General features: G+C 56.8%; 23 protein-coding genes and 1 riboswitch. Of the genes, 13 read left to right on the top strand and 10 right to left on the bottom strand.

The genetic code is table 11. The annotated features are described in order from the left end of the window. Nucleotides 1–15 precede the first annotated feature (15 nt). The 7 genes from rplK (at nucleotide 16) to AFK66_RS17840 (ending at nucleotide 12248) form a co-directional block, all read left to right on the top strand. Nucleotides 16–444: a 50S ribosomal protein L11 gene (gene rplK, locus AFK66_RS17870; protein WP_004387082.1), complete on the top strand. Its 429-nt coding sequence runs from the start codon at nucleotides 16–18 to the stop codon at nucleotides 442–444. A gap of 3 nt (nucleotides 445–447) precedes the next feature. After that, nucleotides 448–1152, top strand: a complete 705-nt coding sequence (gene rplA / locus AFK66_RS17865) for a 50S ribosomal protein L1 (RefSeq protein WP_004387081.1) — start codon at nucleotides 448–450, stop codon at nucleotides 1150–1152. 291 nt (nucleotides 1153–1443) lie between these two features. Further along, nucleotides 1444–1941, top strand: coding sequence for a 50S ribosomal protein L10 (rplJ, locus tag AFK66_RS17860; RefSeq protein WP_004387080.1), 498 nt, complete (start codon nucleotides 1444–1446; stop codon nucleotides 1939–1941). A gap of 66 nt (nucleotides 1942–2007) precedes the next feature. Further along, nucleotides 2008–2376 carry a 50S ribosomal protein L7/L12 gene (gene rplL / locus AFK66_RS17855; RefSeq protein ID WP_004387079.1) on the top strand — a complete coding sequence of 123 codons (369 nt, stop codon included), beginning with the start codon at nucleotides 2008–2010 and terminating at the stop codon, nucleotides 2374–2376. Nucleotides 2377–2693: 317 nt separating this feature from the next. Further along, entirely contained in the window at nucleotides 2694–6722 is a 4029-nt protein-coding gene (gene rpoB, locus AFK66_RS17850) for a DNA-directed RNA polymerase subunit beta (RefSeq protein WP_023899605.1), read from the top strand. 76 nt (nucleotides 6723–6798) lie between these two features. Continuing rightward, nucleotides 6799–11022, top strand: a complete 4224-nt coding sequence (rpoC, locus tag AFK66_RS17845) for a DNA-directed RNA polymerase subunit beta' (RefSeq protein ID WP_004387077.1) — start codon at nucleotides 6799–6801, stop codon at nucleotides 11020–11022. 143 nt (nucleotides 11023–11165) lie between these two features. After that, the gene (locus AFK66_RS17840) at nucleotides 11166–12248 is read left to right on the top strand and encodes an alpha/beta hydrolase family protein (protein WP_032983307.1); all 1083 of its coding nucleotides are present in this window, start codon (nucleotides 11166–11168) and stop codon (nucleotides 12246–12248) included. Here the strand turns inward: AFK66_RS17840 and AFK66_RS17835 are convergent. From AFK66_RS17835 to AFK66_RS17790, 10 genes are all read right to left on the bottom strand, one after another. Further along, nucleotides 12142–13188 carry a helix-turn-helix domain-containing protein gene (locus AFK66_RS17835; RefSeq protein ID WP_038882612.1) on the bottom strand — a complete coding sequence of 349 codons (1047 nt, stop codon included), beginning with the start codon at nucleotides 13186–13188 and terminating at the stop codon, nucleotides 12142–12144. The genes AFK66_RS17840 and AFK66_RS17835 overlap by 107 nt on opposite strands. 176 nt (nucleotides 13189–13364) lie before the next feature. Continuing rightward, a complete protein-coding gene (locus AFK66_RS17830) occupies nucleotides 13365–13682 on the bottom strand; it encodes a PTS lactose/cellobiose transporter subunit IIA (RefSeq protein WP_004388110.1) in 318 nt (105 codons plus the stop codon). Nucleotides 13683–13686: 4 nt separating this feature from the next. After that, nucleotides 13687–13995: a PTS sugar transporter subunit IIB gene (locus tag AFK66_RS17825; RefSeq protein WP_004388109.1), complete on the bottom strand. Its 309-nt coding sequence runs from the start codon at nucleotides 13993–13995 to the stop codon at nucleotides 13687–13689. Between the two features lie 313 nt (nucleotides 13996–14308). Further along, the gene (gene thiH / locus AFK66_RS17820) at nucleotides 14309–15442 is read right to left on the bottom strand and encodes a 2-iminoacetate synthase ThiH (RefSeq protein WP_023899603.1); all 1134 of its coding nucleotides are present in this window, start codon (nucleotides 15440–15442) and stop codon (nucleotides 14309–14311) included. After that, nucleotides 15439–16209 carry a thiazole synthase gene (thiG, locus tag AFK66_RS17815; RefSeq protein WP_007780243.1) on the bottom strand — a complete coding sequence of 257 codons (771 nt, stop codon included), beginning with the start codon at nucleotides 16207–16209 and terminating at the stop codon, nucleotides 15439–15441. The genes thiH and thiG overlap by 4 nt, the downstream gene beginning before the upstream one ends. Nucleotide 16210: 1 nt before the next feature. Beyond that, nucleotides 16211–16411: a sulfur carrier protein ThiS gene (thiS, locus tag AFK66_RS17810; protein WP_007780245.1), complete on the bottom strand. Its 201-nt coding sequence runs from the start codon at nucleotides 16409–16411 to the stop codon at nucleotides 16211–16213. Beyond that, nucleotides 16401–17150, bottom strand: coding sequence for a HesA/MoeB/ThiF family protein (locus AFK66_RS17805; RefSeq protein WP_007780248.1), 750 nt, complete (start codon nucleotides 17148–17150; stop codon nucleotides 16401–16403). Before AFK66_RS17805 ends, thiS begins: the two co-directional genes overlap by 11 nt. Beyond that, nucleotides 17143–17775: a thiamine phosphate synthase gene (thiE, locus tag AFK66_RS17800; RefSeq protein ID WP_023899602.1), complete on the bottom strand. Its 633-nt coding sequence runs from the start codon at nucleotides 17773–17775 to the stop codon at nucleotides 17143–17145. The genes AFK66_RS17805 and thiE overlap by 8 nt, the downstream gene beginning before the upstream one ends. Continuing rightward, nucleotides 17775–19676 (bottom strand): phosphomethylpyrimidine synthase ThiC, encoded by a 1902-nt coding sequence (gene thiC, locus AFK66_RS17795; RefSeq protein ID WP_007780253.1) that lies wholly within the window; start codon nucleotides 19674–19676, stop codon nucleotides 17775–17777. Before thiC ends, thiE begins: the two co-directional genes overlap by 1 nt. 116 nt (nucleotides 19677–19792) lie before the next feature. Beyond that, a riboswitch (TPP riboswitch) is annotated at nucleotides 19793–19902 on the bottom strand. A 52-nt stretch (nucleotides 19903–19954) separates the two neighbouring features. Continuing rightward, entirely contained in the window at nucleotides 19955–20458 is a 504-nt protein-coding gene (locus tag AFK66_RS17790; RefSeq protein ID WP_007780257.1) for an Rsd/AlgQ family anti-sigma factor, read from the bottom strand. A gap of 102 nt (nucleotides 20459–20560) precedes the next feature. Here AFK66_RS17790 and nudC point away from each other — a divergent pair, with 102 nt between their 5' ends. The 6 genes from nudC (at nucleotide 20561) to AFK66_RS17760 (ending at nucleotide 24918) form a co-directional block, all read left to right on the top strand. Continuing rightward, complete coding sequence (gene nudC, locus AFK66_RS17785; protein WP_007780259.1) at nucleotides 20561–21334, top strand: NAD(+) diphosphatase; 774 nt, start codon at nucleotides 20561–20563, stop codon at nucleotides 21332–21334. 41 nt (nucleotides 21335–21375) lie between these two features. Beyond that, nucleotides 21376–22440, top strand: coding sequence for a uroporphyrinogen decarboxylase (gene hemE / locus AFK66_RS17780; protein ID WP_007780262.1), 1065 nt, complete (start codon nucleotides 21376–21378; stop codon nucleotides 22438–22440). Between the two features lie 9 nt (nucleotides 22441–22449). Next, on the top strand, nucleotides 22450–23121 hold the full coding sequence (nfi, locus tag AFK66_RS17775) for a deoxyribonuclease V (protein ID WP_007780265.1): 672 nt from the start codon (nucleotides 22450–22452) through the stop codon (nucleotides 23119–23121). Between the two features lie 43 nt (nucleotides 23122–23164). Further along, complete coding sequence (locus AFK66_RS17770) at nucleotides 23165–23755, top strand: YjaG family protein (protein ID WP_004388099.1); 591 nt, start codon at nucleotides 23165–23167, stop codon at nucleotides 23753–23755. A 186-nt stretch (nucleotides 23756–23941) separates the two neighbouring features. Continuing rightward, the gene (gene hupA / locus AFK66_RS17765; protein WP_002884342.1) at nucleotides 23942–24214 is read left to right on the top strand and encodes a nucleoid-associated protein HU-alpha; all 273 of its coding nucleotides are present in this window, start codon (nucleotides 23942–23944) and stop codon (nucleotides 24212–24214) included. Between the two features lie 11 nt (nucleotides 24215–24225). Further along, nucleotides 24226–24918 (top strand): DUF1481 domain-containing protein, encoded by a 693-nt coding sequence (locus AFK66_RS17760; RefSeq protein WP_174514236.1) that lies wholly within the window; start codon nucleotides 24226–24228, stop codon nucleotides 24916–24918. The last annotated feature ends 49 nt before the right edge of the window (nucleotides 24919–24967 follow it).

Below are 24967 nucleotides of genomic sequence, written 5' to 3'. Positions count from 1 at the left end.
ACTGAGGAAATTTTCATGGCCAAGAAAGTACAAGCCTACGTTAAGCTGCAGGTTGCAGCTGGTATGGCTAACCCGAGCCCGCCGGTCGGTCCGGCTCTGGGTCAGCAGGGTGTTAACATCATGGAATTCTGTAAAGCGTTCAACGCGAAGACTGATTCCATGGAAAAAGGTCTGCCGATTCCGGTTGTTATTACCGTTTACGCTGACCGTTCTTTCACCTTCGTTACCAAAACCCCGCCGGCAGCAGTACTGCTGAAAAAAGCGGCTGGTATTAAGTCTGGTTCCGGTAAGCCGAACAAAGACAAAGTGGGTACCATTACCCGCGCTCAGCTGCAGGAAATCGCACAGACCAAAGCTGCTGACATGACTGGCGCCGACATTGAAGCGATGACTCGCTCCATCGAAGGTACTGCACGTTCCATGGGCCTGGTAGTGGAGGACTAAGAAATGGCTAAACTGACCAAGCGCATGCGTGTGATCCGTGACAAAGTTGATGCGACCAAACAGTACGACATCAACGAAGCCATCACTCTGCTGAAAGAACTGGCTACCGCCAAGTTCGTAGAAAGTGTTGACGTTGCTGTTAACCTCGGCATCGACGCTCGTAAATCTGACCAGAACGTACGTGGTGCGACTGTACTGCCGCACGGTACTGGCCGTTCTGTTCGCGTAGCCGTATTTACCCAGGGCCCGAACGCTGAAGCTGCTAAAGCAGCTGGCGCAGAGCTGGTAGGTATGGAAGATCTGGCTGAGCAGATCAAAAAAGGCGAAATGAACTTTGACGTTGTTATTGCTTCCCCGGATGCAATGCGCGTTGTTGGCCAGCTGGGCCAGGTTCTGGGTCCGCGTGGCCTGATGCCGAACCCGAAAGTGGGTACTGTAACGCCGAACGTTGCTGAAGCGGTTAAAAACGCTAAAGCGGGTCAGGTTCGTTACCGTAACGACAAAAACGGCATCATTCACACCACCATCGGTAAAGTGGATTTCGACGCTGACAAACTGAAAGAAAACCTGGAAGCGCTGCTGGTTGCTCTGAAAAAAGCAAAACCGTCTTCTGCTAAAGGCGTGTACATCAAGAAAGTTAGCCTGTCCACCACCATGGGCGCAGGTGTTGCGGTAGACCAGTCTGGTCTGAGCGCAGCGGCGAACTAATTCGCCTCTTTACGTGGGCGTCGGATTTGTCTACAATCTTACGCCCATTGTTCTGCTAAGCAGAGCACAAAAGAATTTCGGTTGGAGCCTGGCCTTATCCAGGCCTCCGTCCAAGACCGCAGGTGTTTCGTAAGAAGCTTAATTCCCTGCGTAGACGGTGACAGAACCTGAAGAATATTTTTTAAGTAGTCTTTGGCTTGTTTCTGCTCACCGTATTTCGACGCTCTTTCGTATGAATGAGTGAAGTGAGTTCCGGGACGTGTCCCGGCTAAAATCCAGGAGCAAAAGCTAATGGCTTTAAATCTTCAAGACAAACAAGCGATTGTTGCTGAAGTCAGCGAAGTAGCCAAAGGCGCGCTGTCTGCGGTTGTTGCGGATTCCCGTGGCGTAACCGTAGATAAAATGACCGAACTGCGTAAAGCAGGTCGCGAAGCTGGCGTATACATGCGTGTTGTTCGTAACACCCTGCTGCGCCGTGCTGTTGAAGGTACTGCTTTTGAGTGCCTGAAAGACGCGTTCGTTGGTCCGACCCTGATTGCATACTCTATGGAACACCCGGGCGCTGCTGCTCGTCTGTTCAAAGAGTTCGCGAAAGCGAATGCAAAATTTGAGGTTAAAGCCGCTGCCTTTGAAGGTGAGCTGATCCCGGCGTCCCAGATCGATCGCCTGGCAACTCTGCCGACTTACGAAGAAGCAATTGCACGTCTGATGTCGACCATGAAAGAAGCCGCTGCCGGCAAACTGGTTCGTACTCTGGCTGCTGTACGCGACGCAAAAGAAGCTGCTTAATAGCGCTTACTCTCGCAACGCATTTGCTTACGTATAAAACTTATTCTGATATTCAGGAACAATTAAATGTCTATCACTAAAGATCAAATCATTGAAGCAGTATCCGCTATGTCCGTAATGGACGTTGTAGAACTGATCTCTGCAATGGAAGAAAAATTCGGTGTTTCCGCTGCTGCTGCTGTAGCTGTTGCTGCTGCTGGCCCGGCTGAAGCTGCTGAAGAGAAAACTGAATTCGACGTTATTCTGAAAGCCGCTGGCGCTAACAAAGTTGCTGTTATCAAAGCAGTACGTGGCGCAACTGGCCTGGGTCTGAAAGAAGCTAAAGACCTGGTAGAATCTGCTCCGGCCGCTCTGAAAGAAGGCGTGAGCAAAGATGACGCTGAAGCTCTGAAAAAATCTCTGGAAGAAGCTGGCGCTGAAGTTGAAGTTAAATAAGCCAACCCTTCTGGTGGCAGCCTGAGAAATCAGGCTGATGGCTGGTGACTTTTTGGTCACCAGCCTTTTTGCGCTAGGGGACCAGTAGCGTTTCACACTGTTTTACTGCTGGTTACCCGTCAATGCTTGTTTCTATCGACGACTTAATATACTGCGACAGGGTTTCGGCACTGTGTAAATCGCAATGAAATGGTTTAAGCGTGATAGCAACAGGTATTGCGAAAAGTGTTCCACTTTTCGGTCAACAAAATGGTGTTGCATAAACTGTCCCTTCGATGGACAGAGTGGGTCGACTTGTCAGCGAGCTGAGGAACCCTATGGTTTACTCCTATACCGAGAAAAAACGTATTCGTAAGGATTTTGGTAAACGTCCACAAGTTCTGGATGTTCCCTATCTCCTTTCTATCCAGCTTGACTCGTTCCAGAAATTTATCGAGCAAGATCCTGAGGGTCAGTACGGCCTGGAAGCAGCTTTCCGCTCCGTATTCCCGATCCAGAGCTACAGCGGCAATTCGGAACTGCAGTACGTCAGCTACCGTCTTGGCGAACCGGTTTTTGATGTTAAAGAATGCCAAATCCGTGGCGTGACCTATTCGGCACCGCTGCGCGTTAAGCTGCGTCTGGTGATCTACGAGCGCGAAGCGCCGGAAGGCACCGTTAAAGACATCAAAGAGCAAGAAGTTTACATGGGCGAAATCCCGCTCATGACCGATAACGGTACCTTTGTCATCAACGGTACTGAGCGTGTTATCGTTTCTCAGCTGCACCGTAGCCCGGGCGTGTTCTTTGACAGCGACAAGGGTAAAACCCACTCCTCTGGTAAGGTGCTGTATAACGCACGCATCATTCCTTACCGTGGCTCCTGGCTGGACTTCGAATTCGATCCGAAAGACAACCTGTTTGTCCGTATCGACCGCCGTCGTAAGCTGCCGGCAACTATCATCCTGCGCGCGCTGGATTACACCACTGAGCAGATCCTTGACCTGTTCTTCGAAAAAGTGGTTTTCGAAATCCGCGACAACAAGCTGCAGATGGAGCTGATTCCGGAGCGTCTGCGTGGTGAAACCGCGTCCTTTGATATCGAAGCAAACGGCAAAATCTACGTAGAAAAAGGCCGTCGTATCACTGCGCGTCATATTCGCCAGCTCGAAAAAGACGAAATCAAACACATCGAAGTTCCGGTTGAATACATCGCCGGTAAAGTCGCTGCGAAAGATTATGTGGATGCTTCCACTGGCGAGCTGATTTGCCCGGCCAACATGGAACTGTCTCTGGATCTGCTGGCGAAACTGAGCCAGGCTGGTCACAAACGTATCGAGACGCTGTTCACCAACGACCTCGACCACGGCCCGTATATTTCTGAGACTGTCCGCGTCGACCCGACCACCGATCGCCTGAGCGCGCTGGTTGAGATCTACCGCATGATGCGTCCTGGCGAGCCGCCGACGCGTGAAGCGGCAGAAAGCCTGTTTGAGAACCTGTTCTTCTCTGAAGATCGTTACGATCTGTCTGCGGTTGGCCGCATGAAGTTCAACCGTTCTCTGCTGCGCGACGAGATCGAAGGTTCCGGTATCCTGAGCAAAGCCGACATCATCGACGTGATGAAGAAGCTCATCGATATCCGTAACGGTAAAGGCGAAGTGGACGATATCGACCACCTCGGCAACCGTCGTATCCGTTCCGTTGGCGAAATGGCTGAAAACCAGTTCCGCGTTGGCCTGGTGCGTGTAGAACGTGCGGTGAAAGAGCGTCTGTCTCTGGGCGATCTGGATACCCTGATGCCGCAGGATATGATCAACGCCAAGCCTATCTCCGCGGCGGTGAAAGAGTTCTTCGGTTCAAGCCAGCTTTCTCAGTTTATGGACCAGAACAACCCGCTGTCTGAGATCACGCACAAGCGTCGTATCTCTGCTCTCGGCCCGGGCGGTCTGACGCGTGAGCGCGCAGGCTTCGAAGTTCGAGACGTACACCCGACCCACTACGGTCGCGTATGTCCTATCGAAACGCCGGAAGGTCCGAACATCGGTCTGATCAACTCCCTGTCCGTGTACGCACAGACTAACGAGTATGGCTTCCTTGAGACGCCGTACCGTAAAGTGACCGACGGTGTGGTGACTGATGAAATTCATTACCTCTCCGCTATCGAAGAAGGTAACTACGTTATCGCTCAGGCGAACACCAACCTGACCGAAGAAGGCCGCTTCGCCGATGATTTGGTCACCTGCCGCAGCAAAGGCGAATCCAGCCTCTTCAGCGCAGACCAGGTTGACTATATGGACGTTTCCACCCAGCAGGTGGTTTCTGTCGGTGCGTCCCTGATCCCGTTCCTTGAGCACGATGACGCCAACCGTGCATTGATGGGTGCGAACATGCAACGTCAGGCGGTTCCGACCCTGCGCGCTGATAAGCCGCTGGTAGGTACCGGTATGGAACGTGCTGTTGCCGTTGACTCCGGTGTAACCGCCGTGGCCAAACGTGGCGGTACCGTTCAGTACGTGGATGCGTCCCGTATCGTTATCAAAGTTAACGAAGACGAGATGTATCCGGGCGAAGCAGGTATCGACATCTATAACCTGACTAAATACACCCGTTCTAACCAGAACACCTGCATCAACCAGATGCCTTGTGTGTCTCTGAATGAACCGGTTGAGCGCGGCGACGTGCTGGCAGACGGTCCGTCCACCGACCTCGGTGAACTGGCGCTCGGTCAGAACATGCGCGTAGCGTTCATGCCGTGGAACGGCTACAACTTCGAAGACTCCATCCTCGTTTCCGAGCGTGTTGTCCAGGAAGACCGTTTCACCACGATTCACATCCAGGAACTGGCGTGCGTATCTCGTGATACTAAGCTGGGGCCGGAAGAGATCACCGCTGACATCCCGAACGTGGGTGAAGCTGCGCTCTCTAAACTGGATGAATCCGGTATCGTCTACATCGGCGCGGAAGTGACCGGCGGCGACATTCTGGTGGGCAAGGTAACGCCGAAAGGTGAAACCCAGCTGACGCCGGAAGAGAAACTGCTGCGTGCTATCTTCGGTGAGAAAGCGTCTGACGTTAAAGACTCCTCTCTGCGTGTGCCGAACGGCGTTTCCGGTACGGTTATCGACGTTCAGGTCTTTACCCGCGATGGCGTGGAAAAAGACAAACGTGCGCTGGAAATCGAAGAAATGCAGCTCAAACAGGCCAAAAAAGACCTGTCTGAAGAACTGCAGATCCTCGAAGCCGGTCTGTTCAGCCGTATTCGCGCTGTGCTGATCGCAGGCGGCGTTGAAGCTGAGAAGCTCGACAAACTGCCGCGCGACCGCTGGCTGGAACTCGGCCTGACCGACGAAGAGAAACAGAATCAGCTGGAACAGCTGGCTGAGCAGTACGACGAACTGAAGCACGAGTTTGAGAAGAAACTCGAAGCGAAACGCCGCAAAATCACCCAGGGTGACGATCTGGCGCCGGGCGTGCTGAAGATCGTTAAGGTGTATCTGGCCGTTAAACGTCAGATCCAGCCGGGCGATAAGATGGCAGGCCGCCACGGTAACAAAGGTGTTATCTCCAAGATCAACCCGATCGAAGATATGCCTTACGATGAAAACGGCACGCCGGTAGACATCGTACTGAACCCGCTGGGCGTACCGTCTCGTATGAACATCGGTCAGATCCTGGAAACTCACCTGGGTATGGCGGCGAAAGGTATCGGCGATAAGATCAACGCCATGCTGAAGCGTCAGGAAGAAGTCGCGAAACTGCGCGAATTCATTCAGAAAGCTTACGACCTCGGCCAGGATGTTCGTCAGAAAGTTGACCTGAACACCTTCAGCGATGACGAAGTACTGCGTCTGGCTGAAAACCTGCGTAAAGGTATGCCGCTTGCCACGCCGGTATTCGACGGCGCGAAAGAAGCTGAAATTAAAGAGCTGCTGCAGCTGGGCGACCTGCCGACTTCCGGTCAGATCACCCTGTTCGATGGCCGTACTGGTGAACAGTTCGAGCGTCCGGTAACCGTAGGTTACATGTACATGCTGAAACTGAACCACCTGGTTGACGACAAGATGCACGCTCGTTCCACCGGTTCTTACAGCCTGGTTACTCAGCAGCCGCTGGGTGGTAAGGCGCAGTTCGGTGGCCAGCGCTTCGGTGAGATGGAAGTGTGGGCGCTGGAAGCTTACGGCGCCGCCTACACCCTGCAGGAAATGCTTACCGTTAAGTCTGATGACGTGAACGGCCGTACCAAGATGTACAAGAACATCGTGGATGGCAACCATCAGATGGAACCGGGCATGCCGGAATCGTTCAACGTACTGTTGAAAGAGATTCGCTCGCTGGGCATCAACATCGAACTGGAAGACGAGTAATTCTCGCTCAAACAGGTCACTGGCGTCGGGGTAACACCCGACGCCGGAATGTGCTAACTCCGACGGGAGCCAATCCGTGAAAGACTTATTAAAGTTTCTGAAAGCGCAAACTAAAACCGAAGAGTTTGATGCGATCAAAATTGCTCTGGCGTCGCCAGACATGATCCGTTCCTGGTCTTTCGGTGAAGTTAAAAAGCCGGAAACCATTAACTACCGTACCTTCAAACCGGAGCGCGATGGTCTGTTCTGCGCCCGTATCTTTGGGCCGGTAAAAGACTATGAGTGCCTGTGCGGTAAGTACAAGCGCCTGAAACACCGCGGTGTGATTTGTGAGAAGTGCGGCGTTGAAGTGACCCAGACTAAAGTGCGTCGTGAACGTATGGGCCACATCGAACTGGCTTCCCCGACCGCGCATATCTGGTTCCTGAAATCACTGCCGTCCCGTATCGGTCTGCTGCTGGATATGCCGCTGCGCGATATCGAACGTGTTCTGTATTTCGAATCTTACGTGGTTATCGAGGGTGGCATGACCAACCTCGAGCGCAGCCAGATCCTGACTGAAGAACAGTACCTGGACGCGCTGGAAGAGTTCGGTGACGAATTCGACGCGAAAATGGGCGCCGAAGCTATTCAGGCTCTGCTGAAAAGCATGGACCTGGAAGCCGAGTGCGAGCAGCTGCGCGAAGAGCTGAACGAAACCAACTCCGAAACCAAGCGTAAAAAGCTGACCAAGCGCATCAAGCTGCTGGAAGCGTTCGTACAGTCTGGCAACAAGCCGGAGTGGATGATCCTGACCGTGCTGCCAGTGCTGCCGCCGGATCTGCGTCCGCTGGTTCCGCTGGATGGCGGTCGTTTCGCAACGTCGGATCTGAACGATCTGTATCGTCGCGTGATCAACCGTAACAACCGTCTGAAACGTTTGCTGGATCTGGCGGCGCCGGACATCATCGTACGCAACGAAAAACGTATGCTGCAGGAGGCGGTAGACGCCCTGCTGGATAACGGCCGTCGCGGTCGTGCGATCACCGGTTCCAACAAGCGTCCGCTGAAATCACTGGCAGACATGATCAAAGGTAAGCAGGGTCGTTTCCGTCAGAACCTGCTCGGTAAGCGCGTGGACTACTCTGGTCGTTCCGTAATTACCGTAGGTCCGTACCTGCGTCTGCACCAGTGCGGCCTGCCGAAGAAAATGGCGCTGGAACTGTTCAAACCGTTCATCTACGGCAAGCTGGAACTGCGTGGCCTCGCGACCACCATCAAAGCCGCCAAGAAAATGGTTGAGCGTGAAGAAGCGGTCGTTTGGGATATCCTGGACGAAGTTATCCGTGAGCACCCGGTACTGCTGAACCGTGCGCCGACCCTGCACCGTCTGGGTATTCAGGCGTTCGAACCGGTACTGATCGAAGGTAAAGCTATCCAGCTGCACCCGCTGGTTTGTGCGGCTTATAACGCCGACTTCGATGGTGACCAGATGGCTGTTCACGTACCGCTGACGCTGGAAGCCCAGCTCGAAGCGCGTGCGCTGATGATGTCTACCAACAACATCCTGTCTCCGGCGAACGGCGAACCAATCATCGTTCCGTCTCAGGACGTTGTACTGGGTCTGTACTACATGACCCGCGACAAGATTAACGCCAAAGGCGAAGGCATGGTGCTGACTGGTCCGAAAGAAGCGGAACGTCTGTACCGCTCAGGCCAGGCTGAACTGCACGCTCGCGTAAAAGTTCGTATCACTGAATACGAAAAAGACGCGAACGGCGAGTTCGTTTCCAAAACCAGCCTGATCGACACCACGGTTGGCCGTGCCATCCTGTGGATGATCGTACCGAAAGGTCTGCCGTTCTCTATCGTGAACCAGCCGCTCGGTAAAAAAGCGATCTCCAAAATGCTGAACACCTGTTACCGCATTCTGGGCCTGAAGCCGACCGTTATTTTTGCTGACCAGACCATGTATACCGGTTTTGCGTATGCTGCACGTTCTGGTGCGTCTGTTGGTATCGACGATATGGTTATCCCGGCGAAAAAAGCCGAGATCATCGCCGAAGCCGAAGCGGAAGTGGCCGAGATCCAGGAGCAGTTCCAGTCTGGTCTGGTTACCGCTGGCGAGCGCTACAACAAAGTCATCGATATCTGGGCCGCGGCGAACGATCGCGTATCCAAGGCGATGATGGACAACCTGCAAACTGAAACCGTTATCAACCGTAACGGCGAAGAAGAGCAGCAGGTTTCCTTCAACAGCATTTACATGATGGCCGACTCCGGTGCGCGTGGTTCTGCGGCACAGATTCGTCAGCTGGCGGGTATGCGTGGTCTGATGGCGAAGCCGGATGGCTCCATCATCGAAACGCCGATCACCGCGAACTTCCGTGAAGGTCTGAACGTACTCCAGTACTTCATCTCGACCCACGGTGCTCGTAAGGGTCTGGCGGATACCGCACTGAAAACCGCGAACTCCGGTTACCTGACTCGTCGTCTGGTTGACGTCGCGCAGGATCTGGTTGTGACCGAAGACGATTGCGGCACGCTGGAAGGCATTACCATGACCCCGGTTATCGAGGGTGGCGATGTTAAAGAGCCGCTGCGCGATCGCGTTCTGGGTCGTGTAACGGCAGAAGACGTGCTGAAGCCTGGCACGGCGGATATCCTGGTTGCGCGCAACACGCTCCTCAACGAGCAGTGGTGTGACATCCTGGAAGCTAACTCCGTAGACAGCGTTAAAGTTCGCTCCGTAGTAACCTGTGACACCGACTTCGGCGTCTGTGCGCACTGCTATGGTCGTGACCTCGCGCGTGGCCACATCATCAACAAAGGTGAGGCCATCGGCGTTATCGCAGCACAGTCCATCGGTGAGCCGGGTACTCAGCTGACGATGCGTACGTTCCACATCGGTGGTGCGGCATCTCGTGCGGCTGCTGAATCCAGCATCCAGGTGAAAAACAAAGGTAGCATCCGCCTGAGCAACGCGAAGTCGGTTGTTAACTCCAGCGGTAAGCTGGTTGTTACTTCCCGTAACACCGAGCTGAAACTGATCGACGAATTCGGCCGTACCAAAGAAAGCTATAAAGTGCCTTACGGTGCTGTTATGGCGAAAGGTGATGGCGAGCAGGTCGCTGGCGGCGAAACCGTTGCGAACTGGGATCCGCATACCATGCCGGTTATCACCGAAGTGGCGGGTTACATTCGTTTCACCGACATGATCGACGGCCAGACCATTACTCGTCAGACTGACGAGCTGACCGGTCTGTCTTCGCTGGTGGTTCTGGATTCTTCAGAACGTACCGCGGGCGGTAAAGATCTGCGTCCGGCGCTGAAAATTGTCGACGCTAACGGTAACGACGTTCTGATCCCGGGCACCGACATGCCGGCACAGTACTTCCTGCCAGGTAAAGCGATTGTTCAGCTGGAAGATGGCGTTCAGATCAGTTCCGGTGACACCCTGGCGCGTATTCCGCAGGAATCCGGCGGTACCAAGGACATCACCGGTGGTCTGCCGCGCGTTGCGGATCTGTTCGAAGCGCGTCGTCCGAAAGAGCCGGCAATCCTTGCTGAAGTGGCGGGTATCGTCTCCTTCGGTAAAGAAACCAAAGGCAAACGTCGTCTGGTTATCACCCCGGTTGACGGCGGTGACGCATACGAAGAGATGATCCCGAAATGGCGTCAGCTCAACGTGTTCGAAGGCGAACGTGTGGAACGTGGTGACGTGATCTCCGATGGTCCGGAAGCGCCGCATGACATTCTGCGTCTGCGTGGCGTTCAGGCTGTGACCCGTTACATCGTTAACGAAGTACAGGACGTTTACCGTCTGCAGGGCGTTAAGATTAACGATAAGCACATCGAAGTTATCGTTCGTCAGATGCTGCGTAAAGCCACCATCATGGACGCGGGCAGCTCCGAGTTCCTGGAAGGTGAGCAGGTTGAATACTCTCGCGTCAAGATCGCTAACCGCGAACTGGAAGCGAACGGCAAAGTCAGCGCGACTTACATGCGCGACCTGCTGGGTATCACCAAAGCGTCTCTGGCCACCGAGTCCTTCATCTCCGCGGCATCGTTCCAGGAGACCACTCGCGTGCTGACCGAAGCAGCCGTTGCGGGCAAACGCGACGAACTGCGCGGCCTGAAAGAGAACGTTATCGTGGGTCGTCTGATCCCGGCCGGTACCGGTTACGCGTACCACCAGGATCGTATGCGCCGTCGCGCTGCAGGTGAACTCCCGGCAGCACCGCAGGTGACTGCGGAAGACGCGTCTGCAAGCCTGGCAGAACTGCTGAACGCAGGTCTGGGCGGCAACGACAACGAGTAATCGTTCTTAGCCTGATTAAAAACCCGCTTCGGCGGGTTTTTTTATGTCTTAAATCCACTCAAACGTCCTCGATCGTGTTTCAGGACGCCCGCATATCGCCCCCGATGCTACAACTCCGCGACCTGTAAACGGAGAGCATCACTATGTATCGATTGACCACCTTTATTACAACTTTACTGTTAAGCGTCGCCGCGTCAGCGGATGTCGGCTTTCATCAGTTCACTATCGACTCGCCTGCCACGCGTCCACTGGATGCCGCCGTCTGGTACCCGACTTACGATAACCATGCGCCAGAGACGGTGGGTGATAACATCGTTTTTTCGGGCGTTAACGTGCAGCGTGACGCCACACCTGCGCCCGGCGCTCATCCGGTGCTGTTACTCTCACATGGCTTTGGCGGTAACTGGCGCAACCTGAACTGGCTGGCGCACGCGATGGCAGAGCAGGGGTATATTGTTGCTACGGTGGATCATCCGGGCACCACGACACGTAACAAATCGCCTGCTCAGGCGCAGGCGCTCTGGCAACGCCCTAAAGATGTAATGCGTGTGCTGGACGCGCTTATCGCCAGCCCGGAAAAAACCGGGAAACCTGATGAGCAGCGAATCGCTGCCGCCGGGCATTCACTGGGCGGATGGACGGTGATGGAACTGGCAGGCGCGCGGTTCTCTGCGCCGCGGTTTCTGGCGGATTGTAAAAGTCATCCAGCACTCGGTGGCTGCATCGTTGCCCATACGCTTGGTATCGATTTACCGGGCACGCAGAACCGGCTGGCGGAAAGCCAGCGCGATGTGCGAATCAAGGCCGTGGTGTCGTTAGATTTGGGGCTGGCGCGCGGCTTTACGCCGCAAAGCCTGGCGAAGGTGGAAATTCCTGTGCTGGTGATGAGCGCAGGTGTCGACAGCGACGACGTGCCTGCCGCGCTGGAGTCTGGCTATCTGGCCCACGCTCTGCCGGGCAAATTCGCCCGCGCTATTAGCGTGCCTGGCGCTACACACTTCAGTTTTATGCAGCTTTGTAAGCCAGGCGCGGCAGCCGTTATCGACGCGCAGGAGCCGGGAGAAGGGATTGTGTGCCGTGATGGTGCTGGCTTTAGCCGTGAGAAAATTCACCAGCAGCTCACGACGCAGATAAGCGAGTTTCTGAATCAGACGCTGCGTTATCAGCCGCCGCGCGGCGATATTCCACCGGACTCATCCCCACAATCCGCGAAAACTCGCGATTGAAATTTGATTTGGTATTGAAGCCTGACTCGAGCATCACCTCCGTAACGGGTGAAGCGGTCTGGCGCAACAGCTGCTGCGCGTGCGCGATGCGAAAACTATTAATCCACTGCGAGACGTTACAACCCCGCGTGGCATTAACCGCCCGCGAGATATGACGTGCGGGCGTACCGGTTTTTCGCGCCAGCAGCTCCAGCGTGAGATCGGGGTTCAGATAAAGCGACCGCGCGCGCAGCGTCTCTTCAAGCTGCGCACAGCGCTGCGCGTCCTGGACGGCGTCGCTGGTTTTTTCGCTCAAGTCCGGCACAGCTACGGGTGCAGGCTGCGCGCGTTTTCTGACGGGTAACACGATGGCGAGGCAGATAAACGGCAGCAATATTATCTGCGACGCGGCCACCAGCATGGGTGCCTGCTGGCCAGAAAAGAGGCTGAAATCTATTGCGATGGCGATATCGGTCAGTCCGCTAAAGCAGAGAAACGCGCCTGCGCCAAAAGCAAGCCTCGCCGCCATCGGCGCATCGCTCAGGCGGCTTTGCGAGAAGGCGTCCGATCCTCTACGGGAGGTGCGAAGCAGGGCGGTGCCATAACCGAGATAAAGCGCCGCAAGCGCAACGTCTGCCGCTGCAGGAAACACCAGGTTAACGGAAAGCGCCGCCACGGCGGGCGCATATAACATAAGGTTTTGCCGTAACGGTTGAGGCGTCGGGCGTTCGTGAAGACAGCGCCAGGCAAGCGGAGGCAGGACGACAGCCACCAGCGATTGCAGCTGGCGTAAGGCCTGAAAATCGAACGACCAGCGCAGCGCGGCGAGCAGCAGCAGCAGCGCGCATCCGGCAAGAAACATCGTTGCCCGCCGGTAACAATCGCTGCCAGATAACGAGACTTTCGCCAGCAGCATCAGAAGAATGGCGAGGGTGAACACCGGAACGGGAACGGAGGGCATGGCAAAACCTGTCTTATCATTAACGGGCCTGACGGCGCCTGAGGATACCGTTGTGCCATAAAGCATAAATAAAAGACACCGCCCGGTTTAGCGGCTTGCAAACAGACTTGCGTCATGGATATAAAAATGCCCGGCATCACCGGGCATAATTGCGATACGAGATGCGTCGCGAGGCATTATTTCACCAGCGGCAGGCGGCGGTAAAGCTCTATCAGATCGCCCGCCAGATCCTGAATGACCATCGCGTTCATCAGGTGGTCCTGAGAGTGAACGGTAATCAGATTGACCGGCAGTTTGCCGCTGCCTTCGTCGAGCCCGATAAGCTGCGTCTGGATTTTATGCGCATGCTTCACGAACTCGTGTGACTCTTCCATCGCTTTTTCGGCACCTTCGAAATCGCCTTTACGGGCCAGTTGCAGCGCAGTCAGCGCCTGGCTGCGCGCGCTACCGGCGTTAACCAGCAGCTCCATGATGATTGACTCTAAATCTTCCATGTCCTTATTGCTCCAGCATCTTAAGGGCCTTATCCAGCACCACATCGCCTTTCATCATGCCGTAATCCATCATGTCGATAACGGCGACTTTTTTACCCAGCGGATCGGCAATTTCCTGAAACTTAGGCTGTTCATATTTGACCTGCGGGCCAAGCAGTACGATGTCGGCGGTGCCGATAATATCTTTAAACTCCGCGACCGGAACGGCCTTGATATCCACCTCGACGCCTTTTTTCTGAGCAGCATCTTTCATCCGTTGAACCAGCATGCTGGTGGACATACCTGCGGCACAGCATAAAACGATATTTTTCATAATCCGCTCTCTGTGACTGTTGTTTTCCTGATATTTATCCCCCACCTCCGGTCCCAACAACCGCTTTGATGTGATTGTGTGTTACCCATCACAAAGAAAGCCGCAAAAAGGGAAACCGGTTTCCAAAGCCCGGTTACTTTGCTACCGGGCGAACATTAAGAGGCGGGGCGGCAATGAGAGAGCATCAGGAACCGCCCCGGCCAGCCATCCCGGGCCGGCAGGTGCAGAGTAAAACCGCAGGCGTTTTCCCTCAACGCGCAACTTTCCGTTTTGCGTAACATCCCGAAAGATATCTACCAGTTTGCGTTTGGTTTCAGGCGTTTTGCGTGCTTCTTCCCAGATATCCGTCCCAGTCTTTCCACACCGGTTGCAGTCCGCGTTGTATCAGACTGGCCGCAACCTCTTCCGGGCGACGCCCGTCATGCGGCGCGAACTGCTCCAGTTCGGTATGCCCGTCGGCGTAGCCGCCCGGCTGTGTGCGGGAAAAGGCGCTGACGGCGTTGATCGCAATCGGCACCACATTATCGCGAAAATGCAGCGATTCGCGGGTGGAGAGCGACAGCTCCGCCTCTGGCGCAAACAGGCGAAAGGCGCAGATGAGCTGGACCAGCTGGCGTTCATCCATCACCGAGGCGGGCTGAATGCCGCCCGCGCAAGGGCGAAGACGCGGGAACGCCACAGAGTAGCGGCTCTGCCAGTAGCGCTGTTGCAGCCAGAGCAAGTGCTCCGCCACCATATAGTTATCGGTGCGCCAGCAGTCAGACAGCCCGGTCAGCGCGCCAAGCCCGATGCGGTCAATGCCCGCGCGCCCGAGCCGGTCCGGCGTCTCCAGCCGCCAGAAGAAATCCTGCTTGTTACCGCGCAGGTGATGTCGGGCGTAGACCGCTTCATGATATGTCTCCTGATAGACCAGCACGCCGTCCAGCCCGAGCGCTTTCAGTTCGGCGTACTCCGCCTGCGCGAGTGGCTGCACCTCCATTTGCAGCGACGCAAACTGGCGGCGAATCGCCGGAAGGTGACGGCGGAAATAGTCCATGCCCACTTTGTTCTGATGCTCGCCTGTCACCAGCAGCAGGTGCTCAAACCCGAGCGCTTTAATGGCGGCGCATTCGCGTGCAATTTCCTCTTCATCCAGCGTTTTACGCTTGAGCCGGTTGCTCATTGAGAAACCGCAGTAGGTGCATTCGTTGGCGCAAAGATTAGAAAGATAGAGCGGTACATAAAAGCTGACCGTGTTGCCAAAGCGCTGGCGGGTGAGTTGCTGCGCGCGCTGCGCCAGCGGTTCGAGATAATCCAGCGCGGCCGGGGAGAGCAGCGCCATCATATCTTCCCGGTCAGGATGCGCAGCGGCGAGCGCCCGCTCGACATCGCGCCCGGTTTTGCTGTGAATGCGCAGCCGGATGTCGTCCCAGTTAAGCGTACGCCAGCGGTCGGTGAAGGTGTTCATGCCTGCGCCTCCAGAAAACCGGTGAGCGGGCTGGTGGCCTGCGCCTGAAACGCGCGCGCGCCGAGCCCGGCTTCATACCCGGTACGTCCCGCCTCAACGGCCTGGCGGAACGCGCGCGCCATTGCCACCGGATCGCGCGCCACGGCAATCGCCGTATTCACCAGCACCGCATCGGCCCCCATTTCCAGCGCCTCGGCAGCATGGCTTGGCGCGCCGATGCCCGCATCCACCACCACCGGCACGCTCGCCTGGGCGATGATGATTTCCAGCAGCGCCCGCGTCTGCAGCCCCTGGTTTGATCCAATCGGCGCGCCGAGCGGCATCACCGCCGCGCAGCCCGCTTCTTCAAGGCGCTTGCAGAGCACCGGATCCGCGCCGCAATAGGGCAGCACCACAAATCCCTGTGCGACCAGTTTTTCCGCCGCCCGCAGCGTTTCTATCGGATCCGGCAGCAGCCAGCGGGCGTCCGGGTGGATCTCAAGCTTGATCCAGTGAGTGCCCAGCGCCTCCCGGGCGAGCTGCGCTGCGAAAACCGCCTCTTCGGCCGTTTTTGCGCCGGATGTGTTCGGCAACAGCGCCACGCCGGATGCCTGCAACGGCGCCAGCAGCGCATCGTCACGACGCAGCAGATCCACGCGCTTCATGGCGAGTGTCGCCATCTCGCTGCCGCTTTCGCGTATCGCCTCCAGCATCAGCGATGATGACGCGAATTTACCGGTGCCGGTAAACAGGCGTGATTGAAAAGTTTTATTCGCGATTCGTAACATCTCAGCCTCCTGCGATAACCTGAAACAGCAGCAGGCTGTCGCCTTCCTGCAGGGTGTAGTCGGGCCACTGGCTGCGCGGGAGAATGGTCTGATTGACCGCGAGCGCCGTACCGGGCCTGTCGAGTTTTAACTGCGCCAGCAGTTGCGCCGCGCTTAATCCTTCGACGCACTGCATGGCTTCATCGTTGAGTTCAATGCGCATGCTTGCCTCCGCAAACCGGGCAGCCTGCCGCGCGCTGTAGCGTCAGGGTGCGCCACTGGGTGGCGCGGGCGTCGAAGAGGCGCAGCTCGTCGTGCTCTTGCGTGATGCCGCACAAGAGCTTGATAGCCTCCAGCGCTTGCATCGTGCCCATCAGCCCCACCACCGGGCCGAGCACGCCAGCGGTGCGGCAGTTGCGCTCAGGCTCGCTGTCATCCGGCCACAGGCAGCGGTAGCAGCCGTAATCAAAGGGCGGCGCGAAGGTGGCGATTTGCCCGCCCATGCCGACCGCGCTGGCGGTGATAAGCGGCGTGCCAAGCGCCACGCAGGCGGCGTTGATGGCCTGGCGGGTGGTCATGTTGTCACTGCAATCCAGCACCAGATCGACGCCTGCCACCGCTTCACGCAGCGCGTCGCCTTCAAGCCGTTCATTCAGCGCCACGCTGTTGATGGCCGGATTGAGCGCCTGTAAACGACGCGCCGCCACGCGCGATTTCGGCTGTTCGATATCACTGACGCCAAACAGGATCTGCCGCTGGAGATTACTGAGGTGCACGGCGTCGTCATCGGCAAGCCACAGCGTGCCGACGCCTGCGCCTGCCAGATAGAGCGCGGCGGGCGAGCCGAGACCACCGAGGCCGACAATCAACACGCGGCTTGCCAGCAGTTTTTGCTGACCATCGATGGCGATATCCTCCAGCAGCAGCTGGCGGCTGTAGCGCATAAAATCGGCGTCATTCATCGCCCACCCCCGCCAGTTCGAGTAACTCTTGCGTGGCACCGCGCCAGTCGGGTGCCTGGGTGATAGCGCTCACCACCGCGATACTGCCAACGCCGGTTTCCAGCACCGCGGGCGCGCGTTCAAGGCTGATGCCGCCGATGGCGACCGTCGGATAGTCACCGAGCCTTTTTACGTGTGCCGCCAGTTGTGCAAGCCCTTGCGGCGCGGAGGGCATCTGTTTGGTCTGCGTGGGAAAAACATGGCCGAGCGCGATATAAGAGGGGCGCACCGCCAGCGCTACGTCGATTTCCATATCATCATGCGTGGAGACGCCAAGCCGCAGTCCGGCGTTGCGAATGGCGTTGAGATCGGCCGTTTCCAGATCTTCCTGCCCGAGATGAACGCCATAGGCCTGATGTTTTATCGCGAGACGCCAGTAGTCGTTGATAAACAGCCGGGCGTGGCAGCGCTGCCCCAGCGCAATGGCGGCGGCGACATCGGCTTCCACCCCAGCATCGGTTTTATCCTTGATGCGTAACTGAAGCGTGCGCACGCCAGCGTCCAGCAAACGCGTGACCCACTCAACGCTGTCGACGACCGGATAAAGCCCGAGGCGGCGCGGTACGGGCGCGAACAGAGGCTCCATCACTCGACTTCCTCCTGGCGCAGATAAATGTCGCCCCCACGCGCCTGAAAACGATTCGACATCTCGGCCATACCCGCGTCGATCGCCTGCTTCGCGGCGTAGTCGCGCACCTCCTGGGTGATTTTCATTGAGCAGAATTTCGGGCCGCACATAGAGCAGAAATGCGCGACTTTACCGGATTCCTGCGGCAGCGTTTCGTCGTGGTAGGCGCGGGCGGTGAACGGATCGAGCGCCAGGTTGAACTGATCTTCCCAGCGGAATTCAAAGCGCGCTTTCGACATGGCGTTATCGCGGATCTGTGCGCCAGGATGCCCTTTGGCGAGATCGGCGGCGTGGGCGGCAATTTTGTAGGTGATAAGCCCCTGCTTCACATCTTCTTTATTCGGCAGGCCGAGGTGCTCTTTCGGCGTCACGTAGCAGAGCATCGCGCAGCCGAACCAGCCAATCATCGCCGCGCCGATCCCGGAGGTGAAGTGATCGTAGCCGGGCGCGATATCGGTCGTGAGCGGTCCGAGCGTGTAGAAGGGCGCTTCGTGGCAGTGCTCCAGCTCCTCGGTCATGTTGCGGCGGATCATCTGCATCGGCACGTGGCCTGGGCCTTCGATCATGACCTGGACGTCATATTCCCATGCGATTTTCGTCAGTTCGCCGAGCGTGTGGAGTTCGGCGAACTGCGCCTCGTCGTTGGCGTCCTGAATGGAGCCGGGGCGCAGACCGTCGCCGAGTGACAGCGAGACGTCATAGGCGGCGCAGATTTCGCAGATCTCGCGGAAATGCTCGTAGAGGAAGTTTTCACGGTGGTGCGACAGGCACCATTTCGCCATGATCGAACCGCCGCGCGAGACGATGCCCGTCAGACGGCCTGCGGTCATCGGCACATAGCGCAGCAGCACGCCCGCGTGAATAGTGAAGTAATCGACGCCCTGTTCGGCCTGCTCAAGCAGCGTGTCGCGGAACATCTCCCAGCTCAGATCTTCGGCGATCCCGTTAGCCTTCTCCAGCGCCTGGTAGATCGGTACCGTACCGATCGGCACCGGGCTGTTGCGCAGGATCCATTCGCGGGTTTCGTGAATGTAGCGCCCGGTGGAGAGATCCATCACGGTATCTGCGCCCCAGCGGGTCGCCCAGACCAGTTTTTCGACTTCCTCTTCGATAGACGACGTCACCGCCGAGTTGCCGATATTGGCGTTGACCTTCACCAGGAAGTTACGACCGATAATCATCGGCTCCGATTCCGGGTGATTAATGTTGGCAGGAATAATGGCGCGCCCGGCGGCGACTTCGCCACGCACGAACTCCGGCGTGATGTTCTCCGGCAGGCGCGCGCCAAAGCCGTGGCCCGGATGCTGCTGGCGCAGTACCGCCGTGCGAATACGCTCGCGGCCCATGTTTTCCCGGATGGCGATAAATTCCATTTCGGGCGTCACGATACCCTGACGCGCGTAGTGCAACTGGGTGACACGCTTGCCCGCCTTTGCGCGCTTTGGCGTCAGCAGCCCGCGAAAGCGCAACTCATCCAGCCCGTCGTCGGCCAGACGCTCGCGGGTATACGCGGAGCTGAGGGAATCGAGGGTTTCGGTATCATTACGCGCGTCTATCCAGGCGCTGCGCAGTTTAGCCAGCCCTTCGCGGACGTCGATACGCACCGCCGGATCGCCGTAAGGGCCGGAGGTGTCATACACTGGCACCGGCTCGTTAGGCTCATAGCGCGGGTTCTCTTTGCTGCCGCCCGCAAGCGTCGGGCTCAGGCGGATTTCGCGCATCGGCACGCGAATATCTTCACGCGAACCGGTGAGATAGATGCGGTGAGAATTGGGGAAAGCGGTGCCTTCCAGGGTGTCGATAAAGTGTTGTGCGGCGGCGCGCTGTTCGCGGCGGCCTGGTTTGTTTGATACAGACATAGCGCATTCCAGTTAACGGTCAGGAAGTGGCTTGTCAGAACAACGGAGGAGTAATGGCGTGCGCCCGTGCACCCTTAACAGGGCATCAGGGCGAAATCGCGCCCTGAACGGGGCAAAATGGAATTACTCTTGTTCCCTTCGCAGGTATTAACCTGATCAGGTTCCGCGGATCCCGAATTAACGGTCTCAGCCCGTGCTGTCGCACTGGGCACTCCGACAAGATAAACCCCGCTAAAATCGCGGGGGCATATTTAAACTACTCGTTAATACAGCCGAACTCAAGCCGGTTTGGCGAGGCCGGTTTCGTCATTGGCGCTTTCGCCGAGGTTGTTGTCAAAAGCCAGCATGATGAGCTTATCTTCCAGCGCGAAGCGGGCGGCGAGCGCCTCGCCAATGCCGGAAAGCGCTTCCTGAAACTCCAGGCAGTTATCGTGGTCGATAGCGCTTTCCAGATGTGTGTCGTAGAAATCCATGATTTGCTGGGTGTTGGATTCCAGCTGAGGATAGATTTGCGTGGCGGCGACCAGCGGGCTGGTGCCTTCCATTTCGCTGATGACGCGCTCATAAATATTGAAATGTCCGGCGGAGAGGTAATCCACCAGGCAGTGACAGAAATCGTCCAGCGCCTGTTCATCAAGCGCAGTCATCGGCTCCTTGCCGGGTTTGATGCCGACCATCTTGTAATAGGTGACCAACAGATGGTTGCGGGCAGCAAGCCAACGATCAACTAACTCATTACTCCCACCAACGCGTTCCGTCAGACTTTTTAGCTGGTTTAGCATGATCGACTCCATGAGATATAAGATGTAAAAACGCAAATGACCCAAAATATGTAAGAACAATGTTAATAACGTGCCAGTGACGCAGAGGTAGTGCAATCAATTATGGAACGTACACTAGAAAATTTAGACCATGGCTGGTGGATAGTCAGCCATGAACAGAAATTATGGCTGCCAAATGCAGAATTACCTTACGGCCAGGCCGCGGATTTTGGTCTTACGGGCGAAAAGGCGCTGCAAATTGGCCTCTGGGAGGACGCGCCGGTCTGGCTGGTACTGCAAAAGCGCGAAAAGGACATGGCCTCGGTGCGACAGCTTATCGACCAGGACGCCGGGCTGTTTCAACTGGCGGGGCGGGGCGTACAGCTCGCCGAATTTTACCGCTCTCATAAATATTGCGGCTACTGCGGCCATGAGATGCACCCGAGCAAAACCGAGTGGGCGATGCTCTGCGGCCACTGCCGCGAACGCTACTACCCGCAAATCGCGCCGTGCATCATCGTGGCTATCCGCCGTGACGATAAAATCCTGCTGGCGCAGCATACAAGACACCGCAACGGCGTTTACACCGTGCTGGCCGGGTTTGTCGAAGTAGGCGAAACGCTGGAGCAGGCGGTAGCGCGTGAGGTCATGGAAGAGAGCAATATCCGCATCAAGAATTTACGCTATGTGACGTCTCAGCCCTGGCCGTTCCCGCAATCGCTGATGACCGCGTTTACGGCGGATTATGACAGCGGTGAAATCCAGATAGACACCAAAGAACTCATCGACGCGGGCTGGTATCGCTACGACCAGTTGCCGCTGCTGCCAGCGCCAGGCACCGTGGCGCGCCGCCTGATAGAAGATACGGTGGCGCGCTGCCGGGCAGACGATGAATGACGTGATACAATAGCGGCCTGTCGCTTGAGGAATAAGAAAAAATGACCGAACTGAAAAACGATCGTTACCTGCGCGCCCTGCAACGTCAGCCTGTGGATGTCACCCCGGTGTGGATGATGAGGCAGGCAGGGCGTTATCTGCCGGAATATAAGGCCACCCGCGCGCAGGCGGGCGATTTTATGTCGCTTTGCAAAAACGCCGAGCTGGCGTGCGAAGTGACGCTACAGCCGCTGCGTCGCTATCCGCTCGATGCGGCGATCCTCTTTTCGGACATTCTGACAATTCCGGATGCGATGGGGCTGGGGCTCTATTTTGAAGCGGGCGAAGGCCCACGCTTCACATCGCCGATTACCAACAAAGCGGACGTTGAAAAACTGCCGGTACCGGACCCGGAACAGGAACTTGGCTATGTGATGAACGCGGTGCGCACGATCCGCCGCGAGCTGAAAGGCGAAGTGCCGCTGATTGGTTTCTCCGGTAGCCCCTGGACGCTCGCCACTTATATGGTGGAAGGTGGCAGCAGCAAGGCGTTTACCGTCATTAAAAAAATGATGTATGCCGAGCCGCAGACCCTGCATTTGCTGCTCGATAAGCTCGCGAAAAGCGTCACGCTCTATCTGAACGCTCAGATCCGCGCGGGCGCCCAGTCGGTGATGATTTTCGATACCTGGGGCGGCGTGCTGACCGGACGCGACTACCAGCAGTTCTCACTGTATTACATGCATAAAATCGTCGACGGGCTGCTGCGCGAAAACGAAGGCCGCCGCGTGCCGGTGACGCTGTTTACCAAAGGCGGCGGCCAGTGGCTGGAAGCGATAGCGGAGACCGGCTGTGACGCGCTGGGACTCGACTGGACGACCGATATCGCCGATGCGCGCCGTCGCGTGGGGCACAAGGTCGCCTTGCAGGGCAACATGGATCCCTCGATGCTTTATGCGTCGCCTGCCCGTATCGAAGAAGAAGTGGCGTCTATACTTGCTGGTTTCGGCCACGGTGAAGGCCATGTGTTCAACCTGGGCCATGGTATTCATCAGGATGTGCCCCCGGAACATGCGGGGGCCTTCGTCGAGGCGGTTCACCGCTTATCGGCGCCTTATCACCTGTAAGGAGAAACTATGGATCTCGCGACGCTTCGCGCACAACAAATCGAACTGGCATCTAATGTGGTCCGCGAGGACCGGTTAAACGTCGACCCGCCAACGATAATCGGTGGGGCGGATGTTGGATTCGAGCAGGGCGGCGAAGTGACGCGAGCGGCGATGGTGCTCCTGAAGTATCCGTCGCTGGAGCTTCTGGAGTATCAGGTGGCGCGCATTCCGACCACTATGCCGTATATCCCCGGTTTTCTGTCGTTTCGTGAATACCCGGCGCTGCTGACGGCCTGGGAGATGCTCTCCAGAAAGCCGGATTTACTGTTTGTCGACGGGCACGGTATTTCGCATCCGCGACGTCTCGGCGTGGCGAGCCACTTCGGGATGCTGGTGGATGTGCCGACGATAGGCGTCGCTAAAAAGCGGCTGTGCGGCAAGTTTGAGCCGCTCAGCGACGAACCCGGCGCGGTTTCGCCGCTCATAGACAAAGGCGAGCAGCTGGCGTGGGTGTGGCGCAGCAAAGCACGCTGCAATCCGCTGTTCGTCTCGACGGGGCATCGCGTCAGCATCGATACGGCGCTTGGTTGGGTGCAGCGTTGCACGAAAGGCTACCGGCTGCCGGAGCCGACGCGCTGGGCGGATGCCGTGGCGTCCGGTCGTCCCGCCTTTCTACGATGGCAGGAAATTCAGGGGTGATTCAGGTACACTGCCGCTAATTTTCGGTTTGTGAGACACCACTATGTTACAAAACCCTATTCACCTGCGGCTGGAAAAGCTCGAAGCCTGGCAGCATGTGACGTTCATGGCCTCGCTCTGCGAGCGGATGTACCCCAACTACGCCATGTTCTGCCAGCAGACCGGTTTCGGCGATGCGCAGCTCTATCGCCGTATTCTCGATCTCATCTGGGAGACGCTGACGGTCAAAGACGCCAAAGTGAATTTCGACAGCCAGCTCGAAAAGCTCGAAGAAGCGATTCCGGCGGCGGAAGATTATGACCTTTACGGTGTTTATCCGGCTATCGACGCCTGCGTCGCGCTGAGCGAGCTGGTGCATTCGCGCCTGAGCGGCGAGACGCTGGAGCACGCGATTGAAGTCAGCGAGACCTCCATCACCACCGTGGCGATGCTGGAGATGACCCAGGCGGGCCGTGAAATGACCGACGATGAGCTGAAAGCGAACCCGGCTGTAGAGCAGGAATGGGATATTCAGTGGGAAATTTTCCGCTTGCTGGCCGCCTGCGAAGAACGCGATATTGAGCTGATAAAAGGTCTGCGCGCAGACCTGCGTGAGGATGGAACCAGTAATATCGGTATAAATTTGCAGCAATGAGACAATAAAACGTGATTTACAGCCTGTTTTGTCTCACCTGAAGGCTTCCAATTAGCCCCCCGTCTGGTCTACATTTGGGAGGCGAAAAAAAGTGGCTATCGGTGCGTGTATGCAGGAGAGTGCTTTCAAGGCATTTCCGTCGCACTCGATGCTTAGCAAGCGATAAACACATTGTAAGGATAACTTATGAACAAGACTCAACTGATTGATGTAATTGCAGACAAGGCTGACCTGTCTAAAGCGCAAGCGAAAGCTGCTCTGGAATCCACTCTGGCTGCGATTACTGAGTCTCTGAAAGAAGGCGATGCTGTACAGCTGGTTGGTTTCGGTACCTTCAAAGTGAACCACCGCGCTGAGCGTACTGGCCGCAACCCGCAGACCGGTAAAGAAATCAAAATCGCTGCAGCTAACGTGCCGGCATTCGTTTCTGGCAAAGCACTGAAAGACGCTGTTAAGTAAACCGCGTGGCAGTGAAAGGTTTTAACGAAGGGGCGAGATCGCCCCTTTTGTTTGGCTGGCGTATGCTGGCGCTGACGGGCGTGCTGTTCCTCTCCGCCTGTCGTTCCACCCCGGAAATTCCCCCCTTTACCGCCAGCGGCTATCTGGCTGATGACGGCGTCGTGCGCCTGTGGCGTAAAGACAATAACGATGGCTCCGTTCACTTGTTGGCGGCGTTCAGCCCCTGGTCTGGCGATAAGACATCGACGAGCGATTATCGCTGGCAAAATGATGCACTTACGTCCGTGGATTATCAGCTTCAGGGTAAAGAGCCTGAACAGGTGAAAATACGCTTTGACGATCGCGGCGGGCTGAGCTTTATGCAGCGTGAAGTTAACGGGCAGAAACAGCAGCTCTCCAGCGATCAGGTCGCGCTGTGGCAATATCGTGCCACGCAGATGCGCAATACCAGCGACGCGCTGCGCGCAGGCCGCGTGGTGTTGCGCCAGGGGCGCTGGAACCCTGATGGCACGATAACGACCTGTGAAGGGCAGATGGTGCAGCCTGAGTTCGACAGAAGGGCGCAGGAGCGTCTCTCAGAGCGTCAGCGTCATGCGAAAGCGCGCGTTAGCGCCGCCTGGCTGGAGGCGCCGGAAGGCACACAGCTGTTGCTGGTGGCGAACGAAGATTTTTGCGCCTGGCAGCCGAAGCCTGACAGTTTCTGAATCCCATAAAAAAAGCGACGGCATTTACCGTCGCTCTTGCGTTTAAGGC

The sequence above is a fragment of the Cronobacter malonaticus LMG 23826 genome (assembly GCF_001277215.2).
In the GTDB taxonomy this organism is placed as follows: Bacteria; Pseudomonadota; Gammaproteobacteria; order Enterobacterales; family Enterobacteriaceae; genus Cronobacter; species Cronobacter malonaticus.
Note: the sequence above shows the minus strand (reverse complement) of the source record. Positions and strands in the feature narration are given on the sequence as shown.

Excerpts from the sequence above, each read along its gene's own strand:
- AFK66_RS17770 (WP_004388099.1), top strand. The coding sequence starts at position 23,165 with ATGTTACAAAACCCTATTCACCTGCGGCTGGAAAAGCTCGAAGCCTGG.
- AFK66_RS17830 (WP_004388110.1), bottom strand. The coding sequence starts at position 13,682 with ATGGAAGATTTAGAGTCAATCATCATGGAGCTGCTGGTTAACGCCGGT.
- thiC (WP_007780253.1), bottom strand. The coding sequence starts at position 19,676 with ATGTCTGTATCAAACAAACCAGGCCGCCGCGAACAGCGCGCCGCCGCA.
- AFK66_RS17835 (WP_038882612.1), bottom strand. The coding sequence starts at position 13,188 with ATGCCCTCCGTTCCCGTTCCGGTGTTCACCCTCGCCATTCTTCTGATG.
- AFK66_RS17790 (WP_007780257.1), bottom strand. The coding sequence starts at position 20,458 with ATGCTAAACCAGCTAAAAAGTCTGACGGAACGCGTTGGTGGGAGTAAT.
- hupA (WP_002884342.1), top strand. The coding sequence starts at position 23,942 with ATGAACAAGACTCAACTGATTGATGTAATTGCAGACAAGGCTGACCTG.
- thiH (WP_023899603.1), bottom strand. The coding sequence starts at position 15,442 with ATGAACACCTTCACCGACCGCTGGCGTACGCTTAACTGGGACGACATC.
- hemE (WP_007780262.1), top strand. The coding sequence starts at position 21,376 with ATGACCGAACTGAAAAACGATCGTTACCTGCGCGCCCTGCAACGTCAG.
- nudC (WP_007780259.1), top strand. The coding sequence starts at position 20,561 with ATGGAACGTACACTAGAAAATTTAGACCATGGCTGGTGGATAGTCAGC.
- nfi (WP_007780265.1), top strand. The coding sequence starts at position 22,450 with ATGGATCTCGCGACGCTTCGCGCACAACAAATCGAACTGGCATCTAAT.
- thiG (WP_007780243.1), bottom strand. The coding sequence starts at position 16,209 with ATGTTACGAATCGCGAATAAAACTTTTCAATCACGCCTGTTTACCGGC.
- thiE (WP_023899602.1), bottom strand. The coding sequence starts at position 17,775 with ATGGAGCCTCTGTTCGCGCCCGTACCGCGCCGCCTCGGGCTTTATCCG.
- rplK (WP_004387082.1), top strand. The coding sequence starts at position 16 with ATGGCCAAGAAAGTACAAGCCTACGTTAAGCTGCAGGTTGCAGCTGGT.
- rpoB (WP_023899605.1), top strand. The coding sequence starts at position 2,694 with ATGGTTTACTCCTATACCGAGAAAAAACGTATTCGTAAGGATTTTGGT.
- AFK66_RS17805 (WP_007780248.1), bottom strand. The coding sequence starts at position 17,150 with ATGAATGACGCCGATTTTATGCGCTACAGCCGCCAGCTGCTGCTGGAG.
- AFK66_RS17825 (WP_004388109.1), bottom strand. The coding sequence starts at position 13,995 with ATGAAAAATATCGTTTTATGCTGTGCCGCAGGTATGTCCACCAGCATG.
- AFK66_RS17840 (WP_032983307.1), top strand. The coding sequence starts at position 11,166 with ATGTATCGATTGACCACCTTTATTACAACTTTACTGTTAAGCGTCGCC.
- rplA (WP_004387081.1), top strand. The coding sequence starts at position 448 with ATGGCTAAACTGACCAAGCGCATGCGTGTGATCCGTGACAAAGTTGAT.
- rplJ (WP_004387080.1), top strand. The coding sequence starts at position 1,444 with ATGGCTTTAAATCTTCAAGACAAACAAGCGATTGTTGCTGAAGTCAGC.
- rplL (WP_004387079.1), top strand. The coding sequence starts at position 2,008 with ATGTCTATCACTAAAGATCAAATCATTGAAGCAGTATCCGCTATGTCC.
- thiS (WP_007780245.1), bottom strand. The coding sequence starts at position 16,411 with ATGCGCATTGAACTCAACGATGAAGCCATGCAGTGCGTCGAAGGATTA.